Annotated in this window: 31 protein-coding genes; 16 read left to right on the forward strand and 15 right to left on the reverse strand. The window is 73.7% G+C overall.

The genetic code is table 11. The features are described from left to right. The first annotated feature begins 2 nt into the window (after positions 1-2). From DMP17_RS23235 to DMP17_RS23295, 13 genes are all read left to right on the forward strand, one after another. The gene (locus tag DMP17_RS23235) at positions 3-437 is read left to right on the forward strand and encodes a cell division protein ZapB (protein WP_337830601.1); all 435 of its coding nucleotides are present in this window, start codon (positions 3-5) and stop codon (positions 435-437) included. Continuing rightward, positions 434-1,306 (forward strand): hypothetical protein, encoded by an 873-nt coding sequence (locus DMP17_RS23240; protein ID WP_337830602.1) that lies wholly within the window; start codon positions 434-436, stop codon positions 1,304-1,306. The genes DMP17_RS23235 and DMP17_RS23240 overlap by 4 nt, the downstream gene beginning before the upstream one ends. Then, a complete protein-coding gene (locus tag DMP17_RS23245; RefSeq protein WP_337830603.1) occupies positions 1,303-1,749 on the forward strand; it encodes a hypothetical protein in 447 nt (148 codons plus the stop codon). The genes DMP17_RS23240 and DMP17_RS23245 overlap by 4 nt, the downstream gene beginning before the upstream one ends. A 12-nt stretch (positions 1,750-1,761) precedes the next feature. After that, the gene (locus DMP17_RS23250) at positions 1,762-2,247 is read left to right on the forward strand and encodes a hypothetical protein (RefSeq protein WP_337830604.1); all 486 of its coding nucleotides are present in this window, start codon (positions 1,762-1,764) and stop codon (positions 2,245-2,247) included. Continuing rightward, on the forward strand, positions 2,244-2,468 hold the full coding sequence (locus tag DMP17_RS23255) for a hypothetical protein (RefSeq protein WP_337830605.1): 225 nt from the start codon (positions 2,244-2,246) through the stop codon (positions 2,466-2,468). Before DMP17_RS23250 ends, DMP17_RS23255 begins: the two co-directional genes overlap by 4 nt. Positions 2,469-2,470: 2 nt before the next feature. Next, the gene (locus tag DMP17_RS23260; RefSeq protein WP_337830606.1) at positions 2,471-3,115 is read left to right on the forward strand and encodes a sortase domain-containing protein; all 645 of its coding nucleotides are present in this window, start codon (positions 2,471-2,473) and stop codon (positions 3,113-3,115) included. Next, complete coding sequence (locus DMP17_RS23265; RefSeq protein WP_337830607.1) at positions 3,112-3,360, forward strand: hypothetical protein; 249 nt, start codon at positions 3,112-3,114, stop codon at positions 3,358-3,360. Before DMP17_RS23260 ends, DMP17_RS23265 begins: the two co-directional genes overlap by 4 nt. Continuing rightward, positions 3,357-3,650: a hypothetical protein gene (locus DMP17_RS23270; protein ID WP_337830608.1), complete on the forward strand. Its 294-nt coding sequence runs from the start codon at positions 3,357-3,359 to the stop codon at positions 3,648-3,650. The genes DMP17_RS23265 and DMP17_RS23270 overlap by 4 nt, the downstream gene beginning before the upstream one ends. Further along, complete coding sequence (locus tag DMP17_RS23275) at positions 3,647-3,922, forward strand: hypothetical protein (RefSeq protein ID WP_337830609.1); 276 nt, start codon at positions 3,647-3,649, stop codon at positions 3,920-3,922. The genes DMP17_RS23270 and DMP17_RS23275 overlap by 4 nt, the downstream gene beginning before the upstream one ends. Further along, complete coding sequence (locus DMP17_RS23280; protein ID WP_337830610.1) at positions 3,922-4,608, forward strand: peptidoglycan-binding protein; 687 nt, start codon at positions 3,922-3,924, stop codon at positions 4,606-4,608. Before DMP17_RS23275 ends, DMP17_RS23280 begins: the two co-directional genes overlap by 1 nt. Further along, complete coding sequence (locus DMP17_RS23285) at positions 4,608-4,793, forward strand: hypothetical protein (RefSeq protein ID WP_337830611.1); 186 nt, start codon at positions 4,608-4,610, stop codon at positions 4,791-4,793. Before DMP17_RS23280 ends, DMP17_RS23285 begins: the two co-directional genes overlap by 1 nt. A gap of 16 nt (positions 4,794-4,809) precedes the next feature. Continuing rightward, positions 4,810-5,061: a holin gene (locus tag DMP17_RS23290; RefSeq protein ID WP_337830612.1), complete on the forward strand. Its 252-nt coding sequence runs from the start codon at positions 4,810-4,812 to the stop codon at positions 5,059-5,061. Positions 5,062-5,239: 178 nt separating this feature from the next. Beyond that, positions 5,240-5,479: a hypothetical protein gene (locus DMP17_RS23295; protein ID WP_337830613.1), complete on the forward strand. Its 240-nt coding sequence runs from the start codon at positions 5,240-5,242 to the stop codon at positions 5,477-5,479. Here DMP17_RS23295 and DMP17_RS23300 read toward each other — a convergent pair. The 7 genes from DMP17_RS23300 to DMP17_RS23330 form a co-directional block, all read right to left on the reverse strand. Next, entirely contained in the window at positions 5,439-5,822 is a 384-nt protein-coding gene (locus DMP17_RS23300; protein ID WP_337830614.1) for a DUF732 domain-containing protein, read from the reverse strand. The two genes, DMP17_RS23295 and DMP17_RS23300, sit on opposite strands and share 41 nt — an antisense overlap. 121 nt (positions 5,823-5,943) lie before the next feature. After that, a complete protein-coding gene (locus tag DMP17_RS23305) occupies positions 5,944-8,070 on the reverse strand; it encodes a hypothetical protein (protein WP_337830615.1) in 2,127 nt (708 codons plus the stop codon). 187 nt (positions 8,071-8,257) lie between these two features. Beyond that, a complete protein-coding gene (locus DMP17_RS23310; protein ID WP_337830616.1) occupies positions 8,258-8,896 on the reverse strand; it encodes a DUF2637 domain-containing protein in 639 nt (212 codons plus the stop codon). Beyond that, a complete protein-coding gene (locus tag DMP17_RS23315; protein WP_443217899.1) occupies positions 8,893-9,087 on the reverse strand; it encodes a DUF4236 domain-containing protein in 195 nt (64 codons plus the stop codon). The genes DMP17_RS23310 and DMP17_RS23315 overlap by 4 nt, the downstream gene beginning before the upstream one ends. Then, on the reverse strand, positions 9,078-9,269 hold the full coding sequence (locus DMP17_RS23320) for a hypothetical protein (protein ID WP_337830617.1): 192 nt from the start codon (positions 9,267-9,269) through the stop codon (positions 9,078-9,080). Before DMP17_RS23320 ends, DMP17_RS23315 begins: the two co-directional genes overlap by 10 nt. Next, a complete protein-coding gene (locus tag DMP17_RS23325; RefSeq protein WP_337830618.1) occupies positions 9,269-9,526 on the reverse strand; it encodes a hypothetical protein in 258 nt (85 codons plus the stop codon). The genes DMP17_RS23320 and DMP17_RS23325 overlap by 1 nt, the downstream gene beginning before the upstream one ends. Before the next feature lie 73 nt (positions 9,527-9,599). Then, a complete protein-coding gene (locus DMP17_RS23330; RefSeq protein ID WP_337830619.1) occupies positions 9,600-9,815 on the reverse strand; it encodes a hypothetical protein in 216 nt (71 codons plus the stop codon). Between the two features lie 108 nt (positions 9,816-9,923). Between DMP17_RS23330 and DMP17_RS23335 the strand changes: the two genes are divergently transcribed. Then, entirely contained in the window at positions 9,924-10,124 is a 201-nt protein-coding gene (locus DMP17_RS23335; protein WP_337830620.1) for a hypothetical protein, read from the forward strand. Position 10,125: 1 nt separating this feature from the next. On the opposite strand, the gene DMP17_RS23340 is transcribed toward DMP17_RS23335, so the two are convergent. The 7 genes from DMP17_RS23340 to ddaH all read right to left on the reverse strand — a co-directional run bounded on the left by DMP17_RS23340 (position 10,126) and on the right by ddaH (position 16,442). Beyond that, positions 10,126-10,338, reverse strand: a complete 213-nt coding sequence (locus DMP17_RS23340) for a hypothetical protein (protein ID WP_337830621.1) — start codon at positions 10,336-10,338, stop codon at positions 10,126-10,128. Between the two features lie 66 nt (positions 10,339-10,404). After that, positions 10,405-11,289 (reverse strand): tyrosine-type recombinase/integrase, encoded by an 885-nt coding sequence (locus tag DMP17_RS23345; RefSeq protein WP_337830622.1) that lies wholly within the window; start codon positions 11,287-11,289, stop codon positions 10,405-10,407. Positions 11,290-11,552: 263 nt separating this feature from the next. After that, complete coding sequence (locus tag DMP17_RS23350; RefSeq protein WP_062398072.1) at positions 11,553-12,242, reverse strand: response regulator transcription factor; 690 nt, start codon at positions 12,240-12,242, stop codon at positions 11,553-11,555. Between the two features lies 1 nt (position 12,243). Then, a complete protein-coding gene (locus DMP17_RS23355) occupies positions 12,244-13,506 on the reverse strand; it encodes a sensor histidine kinase (RefSeq protein WP_226353949.1) in 1,263 nt (420 codons plus the stop codon). Between the two features lie 166 nt (positions 13,507-13,672). Further along, complete coding sequence (locus DMP17_RS23360; RefSeq protein ID WP_226367702.1) at positions 13,673-14,407, reverse strand: phosphoglyceromutase; 735 nt, start codon at positions 14,405-14,407, stop codon at positions 13,673-13,675. Positions 14,408-14,424: 17 nt separating this feature from the next. Then, the gene (rocD, locus tag DMP17_RS23365) at positions 14,425-15,645 is read right to left on the reverse strand and encodes an ornithine--oxo-acid transaminase (protein ID WP_443217900.1); all 1,221 of its coding nucleotides are present in this window, start codon (positions 15,643-15,645) and stop codon (positions 14,425-14,427) included. Further along, entirely contained in the window at positions 15,642-16,442 is an 801-nt protein-coding gene (ddaH, locus tag DMP17_RS23370; RefSeq protein WP_178375901.1) for a dimethylargininase, read from the reverse strand. Before ddaH ends, rocD begins: the two co-directional genes overlap by 4 nt. 122 nt (positions 16,443-16,564) lie before the next feature. On the opposite strand from ddaH, the gene DMP17_RS23375 reads away from it, so the two are divergent. Together DMP17_RS23375 and DMP17_RS23380 are read left to right on the forward strand one after the other, a co-directional pair. Then, on the forward strand, positions 16,565-16,996 hold the full coding sequence (locus DMP17_RS23375) for an Lrp/AsnC family transcriptional regulator (RefSeq protein ID WP_226368258.1): 432 nt from the start codon (positions 16,565-16,567) through the stop codon (positions 16,994-16,996). A 57-nt stretch (positions 16,997-17,053) separates the two neighbouring features. Continuing rightward, positions 17,054-17,563: a VOC family protein gene (locus DMP17_RS23380; protein ID WP_337830624.1), complete on the forward strand. Its 510-nt coding sequence runs from the start codon at positions 17,054-17,056 to the stop codon at positions 17,561-17,563. 8 nt (positions 17,564-17,571) lie between these two features. Here DMP17_RS23380 and DMP17_RS23385 read toward each other — a convergent pair whose 3' ends face one another. Next, entirely contained in the window at positions 17,572-18,336 is a 765-nt protein-coding gene (locus DMP17_RS23385; RefSeq protein ID WP_208818916.1) for a GntR family transcriptional regulator, read from the reverse strand. Positions 18,337-18,376: the final 40 nt, after the last annotated feature.

The following is an 18,376-nucleotide window of genomic DNA, read 5'->3' on the forward strand; positions in this document are numbered from 1 at the left end:
GGGTGTCGTCCACACAGCCCCAGCCACCCGGCATTCCCGACCTGGAACAGCTCCGCCTGCTGCACCCGGCCGTCGCGATCACGTTCCTGATCTTCCTGGCATTGGTGGTCGTGCTCTGGTACTTCGGCGCGACCATCCGCGACCGGCTCACCCCCAAGCGCCCCAGCCCCCCGGCCGGTGAACCGCCGGCCGAGCGCGCCGGGGTCGCGCAGGCCATCGCCACCTCCGCCCCACCCGTGGCGACTGCGTCGTTCGACCGGGCCGCCCAGGTCGAGGACCTCTACCGGGGCAACCTGCTTGCCCAGATCGAGAAGCTGGAGGCACGGGTGGCCGCCGTCGAACGCAAGAACGAGGAGCTCGACCGCAAGAACGACGAGCTGCACCGCGAGAACGTGCAGCTGCGCGCCGACCTCGACCGGGCCCGGTGGCAGCGATGACCACGCCCGAGCAGCCCACCCGCCGCGACGTCGAGACCGCCCGCGGACAGGCCCGCCGCGACGCCGAAACCACCGACCAGCGGGCTGAGCTCAACACCGCCGAGGTGCGCAAGCTCGTCGACGGCCCCGCCCGCCGCGCCGGGCTCGCCGCGATCGGGTTCTCGGTGCTGGTGTCGGTCGTGTTCGGGCTGCTGTTCCTCAGCCTCGCCGGGAAGGTCGGCGTCGCCGAGGCCGCCCGGCAGCAGGACCAGCGGGAGACCGACGCCGCACTGGAGTCCCTCCAGCGCGACAGCTCCACCCTGCAGTCCCGCGGCCAGCCCGCCGTCCCGGTCCCCGCATCCGGGGACCCCCGCGAGATCGAGGTCGCCGCGCTGGTCGCGAAGGCGCTGCTGCGCCTACCGCCGGTGCCGACCGCCGAGCAGGTCGCCGCCGTCGTGGGCCCGGCCGCGGAGGCGCGCGTCACCGGCCCACCCGCCCAGGACGTCGGCGACCAGGTCGCCGCCTACCTCGCCGCGAACGCTGAAGTCCTGCGCGGGCTGCGCGGCGAACGCGGCCGCGACGCCCCTGCCCCGTCACCGGAGCAGATCCGCACCGCTGTCGCCGCCGAGCTCGCCGCGAATCCCCCGCCCCCGGGGCGCGATGGCCGCAACGGGGAGAAGGGCGACCAGGGCAACGCCGGCCCCCCAGGTGTGAGCTTCGACGGCCAGGAGTTCGTCCGCGACGACACCGGCGCGTGCGTGTCCCGGGTCCGCGACTCCACCGGCGCCGTCACGACCCGCCCAGCCGGGGACGCCGCCTGCCCGAACCGCCCGACCGAGCCGAGCACCACGCCGCCGACGACCGAGGAAGGGGGCGTGATGATCCCGTGACCGACGACCTCCGAGCACAGCTCGACGCCGAGCTGGCCGAGCTGCACCGCCGCGAGAACATCATGCGCGAGGCCCGCCGAGCGCTCACCCGCGGCGAGTCCATCGCCGCACAGCGCGAGACGTTCCGCCAGACCGTGCTCGTCCTCGCGCTGCGAGACCTGTGCCCGTTCGCCCGCCCGCTGGGCGAACGCGGCCGAGAGTTCGACCCGAAGAACTGGCCGATCCCGGCCGCGCCCCGGGTGCGGATCCCCGCCCAACGCGCGGCGCCGATGGCCGAGACCCGCCGCCAGCCGGTCCCGCTCACCGCCGCTCTGTTGCGCCGGGCCGAGCCCTACCTCGACGCCGGCTTCGGCTACCGGCGCCTCGCCACAGAGCTGCGGATCGACGGCAACCTCGCCCGCCGGGTCGTCGAGCACTACCGCCAGCACGGAATCCCAACCTGATCGGAGCCCACGATGACTCGCCTGTTCCCGACCGCTCTCGCCGCCGCCGCGGCCATCGCCCTCATCCCGACCGGGGCAGCGCTGGCCGCGGCCCAGCCCACCCCGAACGTCGCCGTCGACCTGTGCCTCGACGTCGACGCCGCGATCGACGCCGGCGACACCCGCCTGGTCGACCTCGACACCGACCTGCGCGCCCGCATCACCGCCGCGCTCGACGCCACCGACGACCTCACCGACACCACCGCGCTCGCCGCGGTCCGCGTCGAGCTCGGCTGCACCGACCAGCCGGGGCCCACCACCCCGGCCCCGACCCCGGAGCCCACCGCCGAGCCGACCGGCGAGCCGGAGCCGACCACCCCCGCGCCGGAGCCCACGACCACCACCCCGGACACCACCGACAGCCCCACCGACACGGGCAGCGACGTCGACACGGGCAGCTACTCCCAGCTCGACGACGTCCCCACCGGGGCGGCCGAGACCGGCGGGGGCCCGGCATGAGGTCCGTGCGGGAGGAGACCAGCATCGCGATGCTCAGCGTGGTCGCGGACCTGTCCGACGAGCTGGCGAAGAGCCTGGACCAGCAGGCTGCTGTGTGGCAGATCCGCGGCGAGTACGACCGCGGCTACGTCGCGGCCCTCGAGGGAACCGCGGACGTGCTGCGCGGCCGGTCCCGGCGCGCGGCCGAGCGGGTCGGCGAGCTCAAGGCTCGGACGGAGTAGCCGTGGCCGAGCTCGTCACCGACGCCGCCCGAGCGCTGCTCACGCTCGCCCTACTGGCGATCCTCGCAGCTTGCGGCGCCACCACCGACGGCGCGAACGGCCGGAATATTATTCCTGCATCCGTCGCCCCGGCGGTCACGGAGCCGACGTCGCTCCGGATCCCGGCTCTCGGCGTCGACACCGACCTGGTCCACACCGGGTGGGAACCCGACGACCCCGCCACCCCGCAGGTGGAGCGGGTCCCGCAGGTCCCCCCGGACACCGACCCCGGCCAGGCGTCGTGGGCGGACTGGTCCCCGGAGCCGGGGGCGGTCGGCCCGGCGGTGCTCTACGGCCACGTCAACGGCTCCGTGAACGGGCAGCGCGGGGTGCCCGGGGTGTTCGCCCGCATCGACCAGATGCAGCCCGGACAGGAGATCCTCGTCGCCCGTGAGGACGGCACCACCGCGGTGTTCGCCGTGACCCGGGTGAAGACCTGGGCCAAGGCCGACTTCGACCGCGACGGAGACGCCCGCCGAGAGGTCTACGGCGACACCCTCGGGCCGGAGCTGCGCCTGATCACCTGCGGCGGGGAATTCGACCACTCCGCGCACAGCTACCTCGACCAGGTCGTGGTGTTCGCGACCCTCGCCGGGGACACCCGATGACGGCGCCAGCCGCTGCGCCGCCGCGGGAGTGCGCACCGTCGGTCCCCGTCGGCCAGCGCCCGCACCGCATCAGCGACGGCGCCGGCCGGGCGACCCTGCTCGCCGAGCAGTGCCGCCGCGAGGTCGCCCACCGGCTCCGGGTCGACGTCGTCGACGTCGCGCTGCTGCCCGACGCGCCGCTGCCGAAGATGCGCGGCTGGGTCCTCATCCGTGCCCAGTGGCTCCCACCGTGGCGGCAGGCGTGACCAGCGGCTGGTGCGAGTGCGGGCACCCCGTCGACTGGCACGACCACCTGCGACCCGGCACCGACTGCGGGACCTGCGGCGCCGCGGCGTGCGCGGAGTTCCGCCCGGCCGGGCACCAGCCCGCCCTGCGCCCCGGCCTCGGCCGGGCCCTGGCCGTCACCGCCGGGATCCCCCTGCTGGTGTTCGGGCTGATCGCGGCGACGCTGCCCGGCGCGGCGTGGGCCGGGTACGCCGCCCTGACCGTCCTCGTCCTGGCCGCCGCCATCGCCGTCGCGGCCCGGACCCGATGAGCGACGACGACCCGCCGCTGCTGATCTACCAGCAGACCGCTGACCACCTGCTGCTCAACCCCCGGCCCGGACCGCGACACGCGCTCCGGGCCGACCCATATCCGAGGAGGCCCACCGTGCCCGACAACCCGGCGACGTTCACCACCGACGACGGCGACACCTACGAGCGCGTCGACCCCGACGAGTTCGACGACTGCGACGACGTCGACTCCACCACCATCACCGACCCGGGCGCCCCGACCGAGGCGCCCACCGAGGGTGGCGAGCACTGATGGCCGTCGTCTCGCAGAACGGCTGGTCGGCCAACGACCGGTCGGTCATCGGGTCCTACACCATCCCCGGCACGACCCGCCGGATCGCGCTCCGCAAGGGCGACGTGTCGGTGGTGCTGCTCGACCTGTTCGCCTGGATCGACGCCAACATCAGGCCGATCGACACCGGCGAGCTCGACGACTGGGGCTTCGCCGTCCGCCCCATCCGCGGCCAGACCGCGACGCTGTCCAACCACGCGTCGGGCACCGCGGGCGACATCGACGCGCTGCTCCACCCCCTCGGTAAGCGCGGCACGTGGGGCACGGCGAAGGCCCGCATCGACGAGCGCCTCAAGCTCTACGAGGGCGTCATCCGGTGGGGCGAGAACTACACCGGTCGCCCCGACGGGATGCACTTCGAGGTCATCGGCAGCGCCGCTGCGGTCGCCCGGATCGCGGCGAAGCTGCGCCGCCTGGTCGGCGGTGCCGCACCCGCGCAGGCCCCGCCCGGACAGCGGTTCCCCACGATCCGCCGCGGCTCGAAGGGCACCGCGGTGTCCGCGGTCCAGAAGCGGCTCGGCATCACCGTCGACGGCGACTTCGGCCCGGCCACCGAGCGGGCCGTGGCCGCGTTCCAGAAGTCCCGCGGCCTGATCGCCGACGCGATCGTCGGCCCCGCCACCTACCGGGCCCTCGGGCTGTCCTGATGCCCGGCCCGCCCTATCCGGCCTGGCCCGCGATCCGGGCCTTCGGGTGGCGCCGCTGGGCCGCGGTGCTCGGCGTCGGGCTGCTGTGCGCCCTGCTCGTCATCGGCGCCGCGATCGACTCCGTCACCCGTATCGACCACGACCACGACGCCGTCCTGCGCCAGCACGACGGCGAGAAGTACTGACCCGAGAGGACCCACCATGTACACCACCCGGTTCTGGCGCGACGCCGCCGAGCGCTCCGGCAAGAGCTTCGCCCAGGCACTGCTGCTGCTCTGGGCCGCCGACGGCGGCTTCAACGTCCTGTCGATCGACGTCCCCGCAGCGTTCGGCGTCGCCGCCGGCGCCGCTGTCCTCTCCCTGCTCACCTCGGTCGTGTCGGCCCCGGTCGCCGACACCGGCACCGCGTCGGTGGTGTCGGCCGACCCGCCGCCGCCCTACGTCGAGCACTGACCGCGGGCCAGCTGGTCCCCCGCGCCGCCACGCGACACCAGCCGCCCACACCACGAAGCGCCCCGCACCGCCCCACTTCCCCCGGGGCGGTGCGGGGCGCCTTCGTCGTCCCCGGCCGTGGCATCCTGACCGTCCGCGCTTCCCCCGCGGTCCGATCCGCTCAACCCGGGGGAGAGCCGTGCCCGACACCGACAAGCAGACCGTCGCCGACGGGGCCGCCGCGCTCCGGCACGCCGCGATCCAGGACCGCTACGCCGGGGCCGGCCCGCCCGACACCGCGTTCGGTCTGGCCTCGGTCCTCGACGTGCTGCACGTGCACTGGCACGACCTCGACGGGGAGTTGCGCGCGGAGGTGTTCGCTGTGTGCAGGGCGCTGACTACCGAGGGCACATGTGGGTCACGGCGGCCTGCGCGATGACGCGCGCTTGTGTGTAGTCCAGCGCTGCGCGCTCCGCCTTCAGCACCACCGACATGTCGTAGACCGATCCCGGCGCCGAACAGGCGATGGCCCCAAGCGTCACCAGTTGCTGGTCGGTCCAGGGCGGTCCAACCGCGTTCCGCGCTTCGGCAACGAACGGACTGTCGGCGAGCGGGGACTTCTCTTCGCTCTGACAGCCGGCCGCACCCACCAGAACAGCTACGGCGATGACCACCCGGAGGATCGACATGCCAGTCACAACGTCTGGTCGCGACACGGTGTTACGGCGCCTCCCCCATCGTGATGATCGGTAGGTGAGCAGGGCGGCCGGGTAGGTGATCACCTACCCGGCCGCCTACCGGCCTGACCTGCGGGAACGCTGCCGGGTAGGTGATCGGGTGCGTCATGGCGCCGTGCGCGAATCAGCAGGTCACACCTGTTCGGGGCCCCGCGGGCAGGCTCGCCTACCCGGCCGCCGCCTCGCCGTCGTCGCGGGCTGCGGCGACGTCTGCGGCGCGCACGCCGCTGGTGTTGCGGCCCTCGATCTTCACCCCGGGCGTCGGGACGCCGGCCTCGCGCAGCTGCTGGCCGAGCGCGTCGACGGTCAGCGTGGACCAGGTCGTCGAGCGCAGCAGTGCGAGCCGGGCCCGCAGGTCGCCCAGGTGTATCCGGTCCACCCCGGCGTCGGTCAGGACCTTGTGCGCGTCGTCGAGCAGGCTGGGGGCGTCGGCCTCGGCGGGCAGGTCCGCCGCAGCACCGGTGAGTCGGCCCGCCGCCAGCCGTAGCTGCCGGGCCCGGTCGGCGACCTTGTCCGAGGTGACGGCGTCGAGCCCGAAGACGGTGCGCACGATCTGCGCGTCGGCGCCCTCCCCTCGGAAGTACGCGATCCCCTTGTCCTCGAACGCGAACTGCGTCGCCTTGAGCCCCTCCTTGTGGGACGAGTCGCCGAGCACCTGGTCGTTCGACTTCCACCCGTTGACCTTGAAACAGACCCGCGCGGACGCGTTGTCCTTGATCGCGGTCGGGATGGCGTTCGCGTCGGGCTTCTGCGTCGCCCACACCACGATGATCCCCAGCGCGGGGCCGCGTTTGACCAGGTCACGGCAGATCCCGATGAACTCGTCGCGGACCGCCTTGTCCGGGAACTCCTCGAACCACACCTGGCACTCGTCGATGCACACGACGATCGGCCCGTACTTGCCCGGATCGGCGGTGGCGAGCGCGTCGGTGACCTTCCCCTTGTCGGGGTTCTGCTCCAGCGTCAGGTCCCTGACCAGCGCCGATCGGCGGCGCATCTCGTCGCGGACCCACTTCATCCGGCCCAGCTGGTAGGCGATGTCCTCGGGCTCGTCGCCGACGGAGTACACGTGCGCGAACTTCGCCAGCGGCGACAGGTCCCCGGTGCCCTTGAGGTCGAACACCAGTACCCGCGCCCGGGTGTCGAGGCCTGCGACCAGCCCGAACTGGCGCACGAAGAACGTCTTGCCCATGCGCGGTACCGCGCCGACGATCCACGCGGTGTAGGCGATGGTGGTCTCCACCCACTGGTTGCGCTGGTTGGTGAACATCGGCACCGGCCGGAACAGGTTCACCTGCCCGGCCTTGAGCAGCGACCACGGGGCCTGCCGGGCGGTGTTCATCGGCTGGTCGGACACGAACACCGACAGGTGCCCCGGGTGGCGTGGGCCGATCGACGGCCACACGCAGCCCAGCTCGCGGCGCAGCGCCGCGGCGAACTGCTCCCGCCGTTCCATCACCCACGACGCGGCGACACCGGGCGGGAGCTCGAGATCGATCTGGTAGCCCGGCCCGTGCCGGGCGACGTCCATCAGCAGCCGGATGCTGTCGGGCTCCTTCATCTGAGAGGAGCCGAGGTCGCACAGCGCCCGGGTGACGACGTCGGCCCGGAGCGGGAGGACCACCCCGGGCGACACCCGGGTGTCGGCTACCAGGTGCCGGTCCCGGTTCCGGCCGTGCCAGCCCAGCACCAGCACCAGCACCGCTCCCGCAGCGACCAGCGGCCACGCGGGTGGGCGCGGGATCGTCGCCAGCACGCCCGGCCCCCACCACGCGATCGCCCCGGCGACCGCAGCGCCGACCGTCAGCTCTCCCAGCCCGCGCCCGGGGATCAGCTTCACCACCCACGCACCCGCCAGGACCCCGACCGCGATGCACAGCGCCTGCGGCGCGACCAGCGCCAGGACGGGGCCGGCGACGAGCAGCACCACCGTCCCCGCGACCACCCACCGGGCGTGGAGGTTGGTGCGGCGGGCGGTGTGCGCCCGCTGGTACTCCGCGGTCTGGATGTTGCGGGCGTGGTGGTGACGCAGGTCGGCGGTGTCCTGGTCGTACAGGTAGCGGGCGACCGCCCCGGTCACCCGGGCGAGCCCCCGCGGGCTGTAGGCGACCAGCATCACCAGCACCCGCGGGAGCGCCACCAACGCCCGCCCGCCACGCCACACCCACCGGTGGGCGAGGACCTGGGCGGTCGCCCGCAGCGTCTCCCGGTCGGTCGCCCACGGCGGGAGGATCGGCTCCCGGTCGCCCGCCCGCCCACCACCCGGTCCGGGGCCCTGCTCGGTGCTCGTCATCGACGTCGCCTCCCGCGCCGCCCACCGCGACGCTTCCTCTTCACCGGGGTCAGGACGAGCGTGAGGCGACCCTTCCGGTCGCGCTGCAGGATCCCGCCCACGATCTGCCTGCTGGTCTTCGACCGAGCGGCCACGATCACCGCGGCCAACGCCAGACACAGCCACACCACCTCCGAGCTCACCCCGCTCACGCCGCCACCCGCTCCCGGTAGGCCTCGATCAGCAGGCGGGCCTCGTGCTCGGACAGCCCAAGCTCGCGCGCGATCCGCCGGCGCCCAGCGCCCGCCTCGATCAGCTCGGTCACCCGCTCCGCGGGAACCACCTCCGCGGCACCCACCGCCGGCGCGACCGGCGGGCCGACGGGCTCGGTTCGGATATCCAACTCGGCAGCAGGGCCAGGCGTCTCCGCCAGCACCTCGGTGTCACCGTCGCTGGCGCTCAGCCCGGGTCGCTCGGCGCGGCCGGCGAGCACGGCGAGGTGCACCATCGCGAACAGCACGGCCGGGGCCACCGCACCCACTCCGACCGCGACGCCCCAGTGCGGCACCGTCCCGGCTGCGGCCAGGCCGTGCCCGAGCGCGTTCCCTCCGACCGACAACGCCAGCAGCGCCAGCGCGAGCCACCGGCCGAACCGGCGAGCCGGACCGGTGCGTGCCATCCACGCCAGCGTCCCCGCCGCCGCGCCGGCGTCGACGACCACCGGGATCAGCCACGCCGTCCAGGTCGGGAACCGGCACAGCATGGCGAGCTGCTGCAGCGTGGTGAACGACAGCACGACCGCGGCGCCCGCCACGATCGTGATCAGCCCGTAGAGCGTGGCCTTCACCGCCGGTCCCGCTTCCCGCCCCAGGTGACGCCGCCCGGCCCCGGGGTGTCGAGACTGTGGGTGCCGCGGGTCGCGTTCCACGACCACGGCCCGATGCGCACACCCCAGCTGGAGAACCCGCGGTGGGTGAAGTTCAGCCGCAGCGGCCCGATCCTGATCGTCTTGCGCGCCCGGTAACGCATCAGCACCACCGCCGGTTGCGGTAGTTCGCCTGGCCGCGCACGGCGGCCCGGCGGGACTCCTCGGTGAACATCGACCGCTGAGCCGGGTTCGCCTTGAGCGCCCGGTCCTGCAGCTTCCGCCACTCCTTGTCGGAGATCGTCGCCGCGGCGGACGCGTCCCCGTCGTCGGGCTTCGCAGTGAACCAGCCCATCAGTTCAGCCGTCCCTTGGCCTCGCGCAAGTTGCGCACCCGCGCGCTCTGGTCCTCGGTGTCGAGCCCGTTGATCCGGCGCTTCGACAGGTCGGCCGCGGCGTCGCGCAGCTCTCGGCTCATCTGCCGGCCGCTCTTGCCGATGTGGCCGTAGTCGGTCGGGTCGTCGTCGCGGGCTGGTGTGCCACCCCACTTCGCGAAGAGGCCCATCACCGACCACCCGCCGGCGCGGTGCCGGAGCCCCGGCACTCGGGGCACGTCCGCCGAGTCGGCTGCCCGGTCTGGCGGTCGTGGGTCGCCCAGCCGCCGTCCCCGTCGCAGACCTCACACATCACCACCACCCCCGGACGCGACCGTCGCTCTCGATCTCGTCGGCATCCCGCTCGTGCAGGGACGCGGCCCGGGCGGAGTGGGCGGACATCTTCTTCATGCCCAGATCCGAGTAGGTGTCGGACATGTTCTTGCAGCTCTTGGCCGAGGACCGGTGCCAGACCACCTCCTCGGCGGCCTTCTCTTGCTCGGTCTTGTCCTTGCTGAACCAGCCCATCGATTCATCTCCTCCAGGTCTGCAACACGAAGTTGCCACCCAATGTTGCACAGCGGCGGAGCGCGGTGCAACATCAGGTGGCAACCTGACCTGTCAAGATTCCGAGCTGTGGAGAACGGGGACGAGATGAGCCGCGTGCGCACTGCCGCCGGTCGGTACACCGACGCGAAGGCGACGACCGAGCAGGCCCGTCAGGAGCTGCACGCCGCGATCCTCGCCGCCCTGGCCGCGGGCTTGCCGATCGGGAAGGTCGCTGCCGAGTCCGGCTACGACCGGGAGCACGTGCGCCGGATCCGCGACGGCGCGTAGCTCACTCGTCCGGTATCCGGTCGCCCGCCGCCCGGATCCCCTCGCCCAGGTGGCGCCGCAGCCGGGCGGCCGTCTGGGTCGGCAGGAGGACCGCCTTGCCGCCGCTGACGTGTAGGAGCAGATGGCCGGTCGCGGCGTCGACCTCTGTCACGATCGCGCAGTCCCGCGACATCAGGTCCACGCACCGCAACACCCACCGGTGTCGATCAGGCATAGGTCCACTGTCGGATCAGGCTGTGTCGCACAGCCATTCGAATCGTGTAGCACGATCCGGTGATCGTTACGCGGCGGGCGGCATCCGGTCCGGCCGAAGGCGCCGGGTCGTCAGCATCTCGATGAACTCGACCGCGTCGATCGGCTCGGTCGCGGTGTAGCCCAGGGTCGTGTCCACTGACCGGTGCCCCATGAGGCGAGCCTGCCGGAACACGTCGCCGTCCTCGCGGTGGTAGTCGGACCCGAACCGGTGCCGGATCTGGTGCGCCGTCTCGTCGATGCCCAGGCCCCGCAGGTGCCGGTTGATCAGCTGCGACACCCGATCCGGCGTGTGCGCCCGGCCGTCGCTCGTCCGCCGGAACATCGGTCCCCGCCGCTTGACCAGGGACGGGCGCAGCAGCCTCATCACCGCGGTCCCGATGGGCACAGGACGCACCTTCCCGCCCTTGCCCTCGAACCTCAGCATCGCCTGCCCACTGGGCAGGGGCGTGACGTCGGTGACCTGGAGCCACGCGATCTCGCAGCAGCGCAGTCCGGAGCAGCCGGCCAGCGCGAGCCACGTCAGCATCTCCGGATCGCCCTGGGCCCCCAGCAGCGCGAGCTCGTAGTTCGAGTCGAGCATCGGGCGCGGCAGGCGGATGGGCACCCGGGGCCGGTCGAGGATGGCGGCCGGGTCGTCGATCCGGATCCTGGGCCGGGACCGCGACGACATCCACCGGTAGAGCCCGCGGACGGCGGCGATGTAGGACGCGCGGGTCTCGGGTGCGCCGCGCAGCCGGACCGCCCACTCGTAGAGGTCGTCCTCGGTGGCGCTGCACAGGAGGGCCGGCGCGATGGCGTCGGCGACGACGCGGAGCTGGATGCGTCGGAGGCGCTGGGTGCCGGGCCGCCAGCGGTCGGAGTGTGCTCGGACGTAGTGCTCGATCAGCTCACCGTTGCGTAAGGGAGTCATGCCGTGACTCTGCGCCAGGTGTGCGATGGGGCGGTAGCCGTCTGCGTTGCCTGGATCACGCTGCGAGCGCATGATGCTCCGTCTGTCCGGAATCCGATCGGGTGCCCGGAGCGCAGCTGTGCCCGTCGGGCGGGCTGGGCGGCCACGGTCGATCAACCGGTTGCACCGGGACGGGTAGCGCGATGACCTGCGCGTCGTCCCGGTGCGTTGTCGGCGTTCGTGTTCGACACCGAGCCGTTATCGACCCTCGGGCAACCCCTGGCTCACACGTCGAACTTGTAGCCGAGCCCGCGCACCGTGACCAGGTGCTTGGGTGTCGAGGGGTCGCCCTCGACCTTGGACCGCAGCCGCTTGACGTGCACGTCGAGGGTCTTGGTGTCGCCGACGTAGTCCGCGCCCCACACCCGGTCGATCAGCTGGGCGCGGGTGAGTACCCGTCCGACGTTGCGCAGCAGGTACTCCAGCAGGTCGAACTCCTTGAGCGGGAGCGCGACCTCGTCGCCGTTGACCGACACGACGTGCCGCTCGACGTCCATCCGCACCGGGCCGGCCTCCAGCACACCGGTGCCGCCCTCGGTCTCGCCGCCGGTCTCGCCCCCGCGGCGCAGCACCGCGCGGACGCGGGCGATGAGCTCGCGCGCCGAGTAGGGCTTGGTGACGTAGTCGTCGGCGCCGAGCTCCAGCCCGACGACCTTGTCGATCTCGCTGTCGCGGGCGGTCACCATGATCACCGGCACGGCGGAGCGGGAGCGCAGCGCCTTGCAGACGTCGGTACCGCTCATGCCGGGCAGCATCAGGTCCAGCAGCACGATGTCGGCGCCGTTGCGGTCGAACTCGCTCAGCGCGTCGTTGCCGTTGGCCGCGACGGCGGTGGTGAACCCCTCCTTGCGCAGCATGAACGCGAGCGGGTCGGCGAAGGACTCCTCGTCCTCGACGATCAGCACCCTGGTCATCTCATCCTCCGGTTCCGGCGGTCTGGGGGGAGCTGCCGGCGGCAGCCTCACCGTGGGGGGCGCCGCCGATGCCCATCCGGGCGGGCAGGCGCATGGTGAAGGTCGATCCGGTGCCGGGGCGGCTCCACAGCCGCACCTCGCCACCGTGGTTGGCGCAGACGTGCTTGACGATCGCCAGGCCGAGACCGGTGCCGCCGGTGGCCCGCGAGCGGGCCGGGTCGACCCGGAAGAAGCGCTCGAAGACCCGCTGCTGGTGCTCGGGGGCGATGCCGATGCCGCGGTCGGTCACGGCGATCTCGATCGAACCGTCGACCGAGCGCCGGCTCACCGACACCGACGAGTCCGCCGCGGAGTAGGCGATCGCGTTCTCCAGCAGGTTCGTCAGCGCGGTGACGAGCAGTGTGCGGTCGCCGTCGACGACCAGCCCCGAGGTCTCGTCGGCGGTGATCTCGACGGCGTGCGACTCGGCGGAGGTGCGGCTGCGGGCCAGCGCCTCGGAGACGACCTCGTCGACGTCGACGGCGGCCAGCGCGGGCAGCCGTTCGGCGCCGGTCAGCCGGGACAGCGCGATCAGCTCCGAGACCAGGTTCCCCATCCGGGTCGCCTCGCGCAGCAGCTTGTCGCCGAACCGGCGGACCTCGCGGACGGCGTCGGGGTCGGGCTCGCCGCCGTCGGCGGGCTCCAGGCCGTCGAGGCTGTCGAGCAGGGCCTCGGCCAGCAGCGCGACCGCGCCGACCGGGGTCTTGAGCTCGTGCGAGACGTTGGCGACGAAGTCGCGCCGGGTCGCCTCCAGCCGGGCCACCTCGGAGGTGTCGACGGCCTCGACCAGCGCGAAGCCGTCCCCGAGGGAGCGGACCCTGGCCTGCACCGCGACCGGGCCGCGGGGCGTGCGGTCCAGCGGCGAGAGGTCGACGGTGTAGTCGCCGGAGGCGAGCAGCCGGTCCCCGCCCTGCACCCGCCGGCAGGCGGCGAGCGCGCGCGGGTCGAGCCGCTCGCCGGTGACGGCGCCGAGCGCGGCGGCCCGCGGGTTGTGCAGGAGCACCTCGCCCCCGGCCCCGACCACGGCGAGCCCGGAGCTCGACTGGCGGAACGTGCGGTGCAGCAGCTCGCCGAGGGTGGGTCCGTCGGCGGCCACGGGGTCCGCCGGGGGGCGGCCGGTGCCGGGGCTGGGTCGGCCGTGCGACGGCCGTCGCGCCAGTGCCGCCCCGGCGAGGAGACCGAGGAGCAGGGCGAGGGCCGGGATCAGCCACGCGAGCGTGGTCACGGGTGCATGGTAGGCAGCCGGGGGTACCCCCTGACCAGCGCCGGACACCGGATGGTGACGCCCGCGACCCCTTCGCGCGACACTGTTCGGTCCCCGTTCACCGTGGGTTCAGCGAACCCCGTCCGTGCCCCCCGGCGCTCCCGGCGCCGGAGGGCACGGCGACGGGTCACCGACCCTGGTTCGCCACTCCGGCGATGGCCTCCTGGGCCGCGGCCGGGTCGAGGTAGCGCCCGCCCGGGTTCGTCGGCTTCAGGTCGTCGTCGAGGTCGTAGACCAGCGGGATGCCGGTGGGGATGTTGAGGCCGGCGATGTCGGCGTCGGAGATGCCGTCGAGGTACTTCACCAGCGCGCGCAGCGAGTTGCCGTGCGCGGCGAGCAGCACGACCTTCCCCTCGCGCAGGTCCGGCACCACGGCCTCGGTCCAGTAGGGCAGGAACCGGTCGACGACGTCGGCCAGGCACTCGGTCAGCGGGGCGTCGACGCCGGCGTAGCGCGGGTCGGCGTCCTGGGAGAACTCCGAGCCCTTCTCGATCGCGGGCGGCGGGGTGTCGTAGGAGCGGCGCCAGAGCATGAACTGCTCCTCGCCGTACTGCTCCAGGGTCTGCTTCTTGTCCTTGCCCTGCAGCGCGCCGTAGTGGCGCTCGTTGAGACGCCAGTCGCGCTTGACCGGGATCCAGTGCCGGTCGGCGGCGTCGAGGGCGATGTTCGCGGTGGAGATGGCCCGGCGCAGCAGCGAGGTGTGCACGACGTCGGGGGCGACGCCCGCCTCGGCCAGCAGCTCGCCGCCCCGGCGGGCCTCCGCCTCGCCCTGGGAGGAGAGCGGCACGTCCACCCAGCCGGTGAACAGGTTCTTCGCGTTCCAGTCGCTCTGACCGTGACGCAGCAGTACGAGGGTCGGCATGGCGGACAGCCTGCCACCTACCCCCGGGAAAGGTCCCCGAGCGCGGCCCCGAACGTGTCCACCAGCACGTCCACCTCGTCGTGGGTGACCACCAGCGGCGGGGACAGCCGCACGGTCACGCCGTGGGTCTCCTTGGCCAGCACCCCGCGCCGGGCGAGTGCGACGCACACGTCGCGGCCGGTGCCGATGCGCGGGTCGACGTCGACGCCGGACCACAGCCCCACCCCGCGCACGGCGGTGAGCCCGGGCAGCGCGCGCAACCGCGCGTCCAGGTGCGCGCCGAGCTCGCGGGCCCGCGCCTGGTACTCCCCCGTCGCCAGCAGCGCGCACACCGCGGACCCGACGGCGGCGGCGAGCGGGTTGCCGCCGAAGGTGGAGCCGTGCTCGCCGGGGCGCAGCACGCCGAGCACGTCGCGCCGCCCGACGACGGCGCTGACCGGCACGATCCCGCCGCCGAGCGCCTTGCCGAGGGTGTAGAGGTCGGCGCGCACCCCGGACAGGTCGGCGCACAGCGTGGCCCCGGCCCGGCCGAGCCCGGACTGGATCTCGTCGCAGACCAGCAGCACGCCCCGCCGCTCGGTGAGCTCGCGGACCGCGCGCAGGTAGCCGGGCGGCGGCACGAGCACCCCGGCCTCGCCCTGCACCGGTTCGAGCAGCACCGCGACGGTGTCGTCGGTGAGCGCGGCGGCCAGCGCGTCGGCGTCGCCGTAGGGGACGCGGTCGAAGCCGGGGGTGAACGGGCCGAAGTCGTCGCGGGCGACCGGGTCGTCGGAGAAGGAGACCACCGTCGTCGTGCGGCCGTGGAAGTTCCCCCCGGCGACGACGATCCGCGCCGCCCCCGGCCGCACGCCCTTCACCCGGTACCCCCAGGCGCGGGCGACCTTCACCGCGGACTCGACGGCCTCCGCGCCGGTGTTCATCGGCAGGACGGCCTCGGTGCCGGTCAGCGCGGCGAGGTCGCGCTGGAAGGACGGCAGCCGGTCGTTGTGGAACGCCCGCGCGGTCAGGGTGAGCGTGTCGAGCTGGGCGTGCGCGGCCGCGGTGAGCGCGGGGTGGCGGTGCCCGAAGTTGAGCGCGGAGTAGCCCGCGAGCGCGTCGAGGTAGCGGACGCCGTCGACGTCGGTGACCCAGGCGCCGTCGCCGTGGGACAGCACCACCGGCAACGGCGCGTAGTTCCGGACGCCGAATTCCTCGGCGAGGGCGATCTGCGGGTCGGTGCCCGGGACCACGGCGGTCACGACCGCAGCTCCAGCGTGGCGCACTTGATGCCGCCGCCGCCCCGGCGCAGCTCCGAGGTGTCGACGCCGACGGTGCCGAACCCGCGCTCGGCCAGGTCGGCCGCGAACTTCTCGGCCTGCGGCGCGTGGACGACCGTGCGCCCGTCGGAGAAGCAGTTCAGGCCCAGCACCGCCGCGTCGTCGTCGGAGACGACCACCGCGTCCGGGAAGCGGAACCGCAGCACCTCCTGGGAGGCGTCGTCGAACGCGCCGGGCAGGTAGGCGACCGCGCCCGGCCCGCCGGCCGGGTCGAGCACCGCGAACGCGGTGTCGAGGTGGTAGTAGCGCGGGTCGACCAGCTGCAGGGACACGACCTCGCGGCCGAACACCTCCGCGGCCTCGGCGTGCGCACGCGGGTCGGTGCGGAACCCGGTGCCGGCGTAGACGGTGTCGCCGACGAGCAGCAGGTCGCCCTCGCCCTCGTTGACGTGGCGGGCCTCGTGCACGGCGAACCCGGCGGCCCGGAACCACGCGCCGTACGCGGGCCCCTCGGCGGCGCGCTCGGTGTGCCGGAACCGGGCGGTGAGGGCGGTCCCGTCGATCACGGTGCCGCCGTTGGCGGCGTAGACCATGTCCGGGTACCCGGGCAGCGGGTCGACGAGCCGGACGTCGAACCCGAGGTCGCGGTAGACCGCGTGCAGGGTCTCCCACTGCGCCAGCGCGAGCCGGGTGTCGGTCGCCTGCTCCGGACGCATCCACGGGTTGATCCGGTAGCTCACCGTGAAGTGCTCGGGGCGGCACATCAGCACAGAGGTCATGGGCACAGCATGGCGCGCCCACCCCGTGCGTTTCCCGGCTTCGAGCGCACGATCCGCGCGTGCCATCCCGGTTCGGCACCGGTTCCGCGCGCCCCGGTCTAGCATCCGGCGTCGTGGACGGGATCGACGCGATCGACCGCAGACTGCTGGACCTCCTCCGGGTCGACGGACGAGCCGGCTGGGCCGAGCTGGGCGAGCGGGTGGGCCTGTCGGCGTCGGCGGTGCGGCGCCGGGTGGACCGGCTGACCGCCCGCGGCGTGGTGCGGGGCTTCACCGTGCAGGTGGACCCCGACGTCGAGCAGGGTCCGGGCGTGGAGGCCTACGTCGAGCTGTTCTGCCGCGGCACGGTCGCCCCGGCCGAGCTGCAGCGGATGCTGTCGGCGGTGCCGGAGGTCGTCACGGCGGGGACGGTCACCGGGGAGGCCGACGCGCTGGTCCTGCTGCGCTCGCGCGACGTGCGGTCCCTGGAGGACGCTCTGGAGCGGCTGCGGCTCGCGGCCAACGTCGACCACACCCGCTCGGCCGTCGTCCTGACCTGGCTGGTGACTCGTTGAACTCTCACGGGTCACCGCGTACCGTAGTCGGTTGAGAGTTCAACCAAAGGAGCAGCCGTGCCCGTCCAGCGCCTCAACCACGCCGTCCTCTACGTCCGCGACGTCCCGCGCAGCGTCGGCTTCTACCGCGACACCCTCGGCTTCCGCCCGGTCGTCGAGCTCCCGGGCGGGCGCGGCGCGTTCCTGCAGGCCGAGGGCTCGACCAACGACCACGACCTCGCCCTGTTCGGGATCGGCGCGCAGGCCGGGGCCTCGCAGGCGGGCCGCGGCACCGTCGGGCTCTACCACCTGGCGTGGGAGGTCGACACCCTCGGCGAGCTCGCCCGGATCGGCGAGCGGCTGCAGGCGGCCGGGGCCCTGGTCGGCGCCTCGGACCACGGCACGACCAAGGCGCTCTACGCGAAGGACCCCGACGGTCTGGAGTTCGAGGTGTGCTGGCTGGTCCCGGCGGCCCTGATCGACGGCGACGACCACGACATGCGCATCGCGCCGCTCGACATCGCGGCCGAGATCGCCCGCTACGGCGCGGACACCCGCGGCGGGATCGGCGTCTCGGTCCCGGCCTGAGCCGCGCCTCAGCCCGGCTCGTTGAGGTCCACCCGGTAACCCGAGCGGGACGAGAACTGGGCGGTGACCGAGAACCGGTCGCCGCGGACCAGGGTGTGCCGCCACTCCACGGGGCGCCCGGCGGACAGGCCGAGCCGCTCGATCGACAGGGCGGCGACGCCCTCGTCGATGCCGAGCAGCTCCCGCTCGCCGCGCCCGGGCAGCACGGCTCGGATGTTCTCCATGCCGCCGTCGACACGGATCCCGCAGCGGCGCCGGTACTCGGGGTAGATGCCGGTGTGGGTGAAGTCGACGTCGAGCAGCGGCGCCGCCAGCTCCTCGGGCAGCCACACCCGGTCGACGGCGAGCGGCTCGGCGTCGGCGAGACGCAGCCGCTCCAGGTGCACCAGCGGCGTGGACTCCTCCAGCCCCATCCGGGCCGCGACCACGCCGTCGGCGCGGACCTCGAAGGTCCGCACCACGCTGCGCTGGGTGCGCCCGGCGGACTCGACCGCCACGTAGAGCGAGTACGGCTCGTCGAGCGGCTGCTCGATCTCCGAGCGCACGGTCGGGCGGGCGACCCGCCCCCGCCCGGCGACGACGGCGCCGTCCTCCCGCAGCCGGCGCAGCGCCTCGCGCACGGTGTGCCTGCTGACCCCGTAGTCGGCGGCCAGCGCGAACTCGCCGGGCAGGGCCTCGTCGAACTCGCCGTCGGAGAGCCGGCGGCGCAGGTCCGCCAGCAGCTGCTGCCACAGCGGCATCGCCCCGTTGCGGACCAGTGCTCGCGCCGTCATCGCCCCACCCCCTCGCGCGTGATCACCGTAGGCGAGCGCC

Source organism: Pseudonocardia sp. TMWB2A (assembly GCF_017312135.1).

What these genes read in the sequence shown, in the direction of transcription:
- DMP17_RS23350 (WP_062398072.1), bottom strand. Translation starts at nt 12,242, where the DNA reads ATGACCAGGGTGCTGATCGTCGAGGACGAGGAGTCCTTCGCCGACCCG.
- DMP17_RS23345 (WP_337830622.1), bottom strand. Translation starts at nt 11,289, where the DNA reads ATGACTCCCTTACGCAACGGTGAGCTGATCGAGCACTACGTCCGAGCA.
- DMP17_RS23250 (WP_337830604.1), top strand. Translation starts at nt 1,762, where the DNA reads ATGACTCGCCTGTTCCCGACCGCTCTCGCCGCCGCCGCGGCCATCGCC.
- DMP17_RS23360 (WP_226367702.1), bottom strand. Translation starts at nt 14,407, where the DNA reads ATGCCGACCCTCGTACTGCTGCGTCACGGTCAGAGCGACTGGAACGCG.
- DMP17_RS23280 (WP_337830610.1), top strand. Translation starts at nt 3,922, where the DNA reads ATGGCCGTCGTCTCGCAGAACGGCTGGTCGGCCAACGACCGGTCGGTC.
- DMP17_RS23340 (WP_337830621.1), bottom strand. Translation starts at nt 10,338, where the DNA reads ATGCCTGATCGACACCGGTGGGTGTTGCGGTGCGTGGACCTGATGTCG.
- DMP17_RS23275 (WP_337830609.1), top strand. Translation starts at nt 3,647, where the DNA reads ATGAGCGACGACGACCCGCCGCTGCTGATCTACCAGCAGACCGCTGAC.
- DMP17_RS23385 (WP_208818916.1), bottom strand. Translation starts at nt 18,336, where the DNA reads ATGACGGCGCGAGCACTGGTCCGCAACGGGGCGATGCCGCTGTGGCAG.
- DMP17_RS23305 (WP_337830615.1), bottom strand. Translation starts at nt 8,070, where the DNA reads ATGACGAGCACCGAGCAGGGCCCCGGACCGGGTGGTGGGCGGGCGGGC.
- DMP17_RS23290 (WP_337830612.1), top strand. Translation starts at nt 4,810, where the DNA reads ATGTACACCACCCGGTTCTGGCGCGACGCCGCCGAGCGCTCCGGCAAG.
- DMP17_RS23265 (WP_337830607.1), top strand. Translation starts at nt 3,112, where the DNA reads ATGACGGCGCCAGCCGCTGCGCCGCCGCGGGAGTGCGCACCGTCGGTC.
- DMP17_RS23255 (WP_337830605.1), top strand. Translation starts at nt 2,244, where the DNA reads ATGAGGTCCGTGCGGGAGGAGACCAGCATCGCGATGCTCAGCGTGGTC.
- DMP17_RS23320 (WP_337830617.1), bottom strand. Translation starts at nt 9,269, where the DNA reads ATGGGCTGGTTCACTGCGAAGCCCGACGACGGGGACGCGTCCGCCGCG.
- DMP17_RS23285 (WP_337830611.1), top strand. Translation starts at nt 4,608, where the DNA reads ATGCCCGGCCCGCCCTATCCGGCCTGGCCCGCGATCCGGGCCTTCGGG.
- DMP17_RS23240 (WP_337830602.1), top strand. Translation starts at nt 434, where the DNA reads ATGACCACGCCCGAGCAGCCCACCCGCCGCGACGTCGAGACCGCCCGC.
- ddaH (WP_178375901.1), bottom strand. Translation starts at nt 16,442, where the DNA reads ATGACCTCTGTGCTGATGTGCCGCCCCGAGCACTTCACGGTGAGCTAC.
- DMP17_RS23330 (WP_337830619.1), bottom strand. Translation starts at nt 9,815, where the DNA reads ATGGGCTGGTTCAGCAAGGACAAGACCGAGCAAGAGAAGGCCGCCGAG.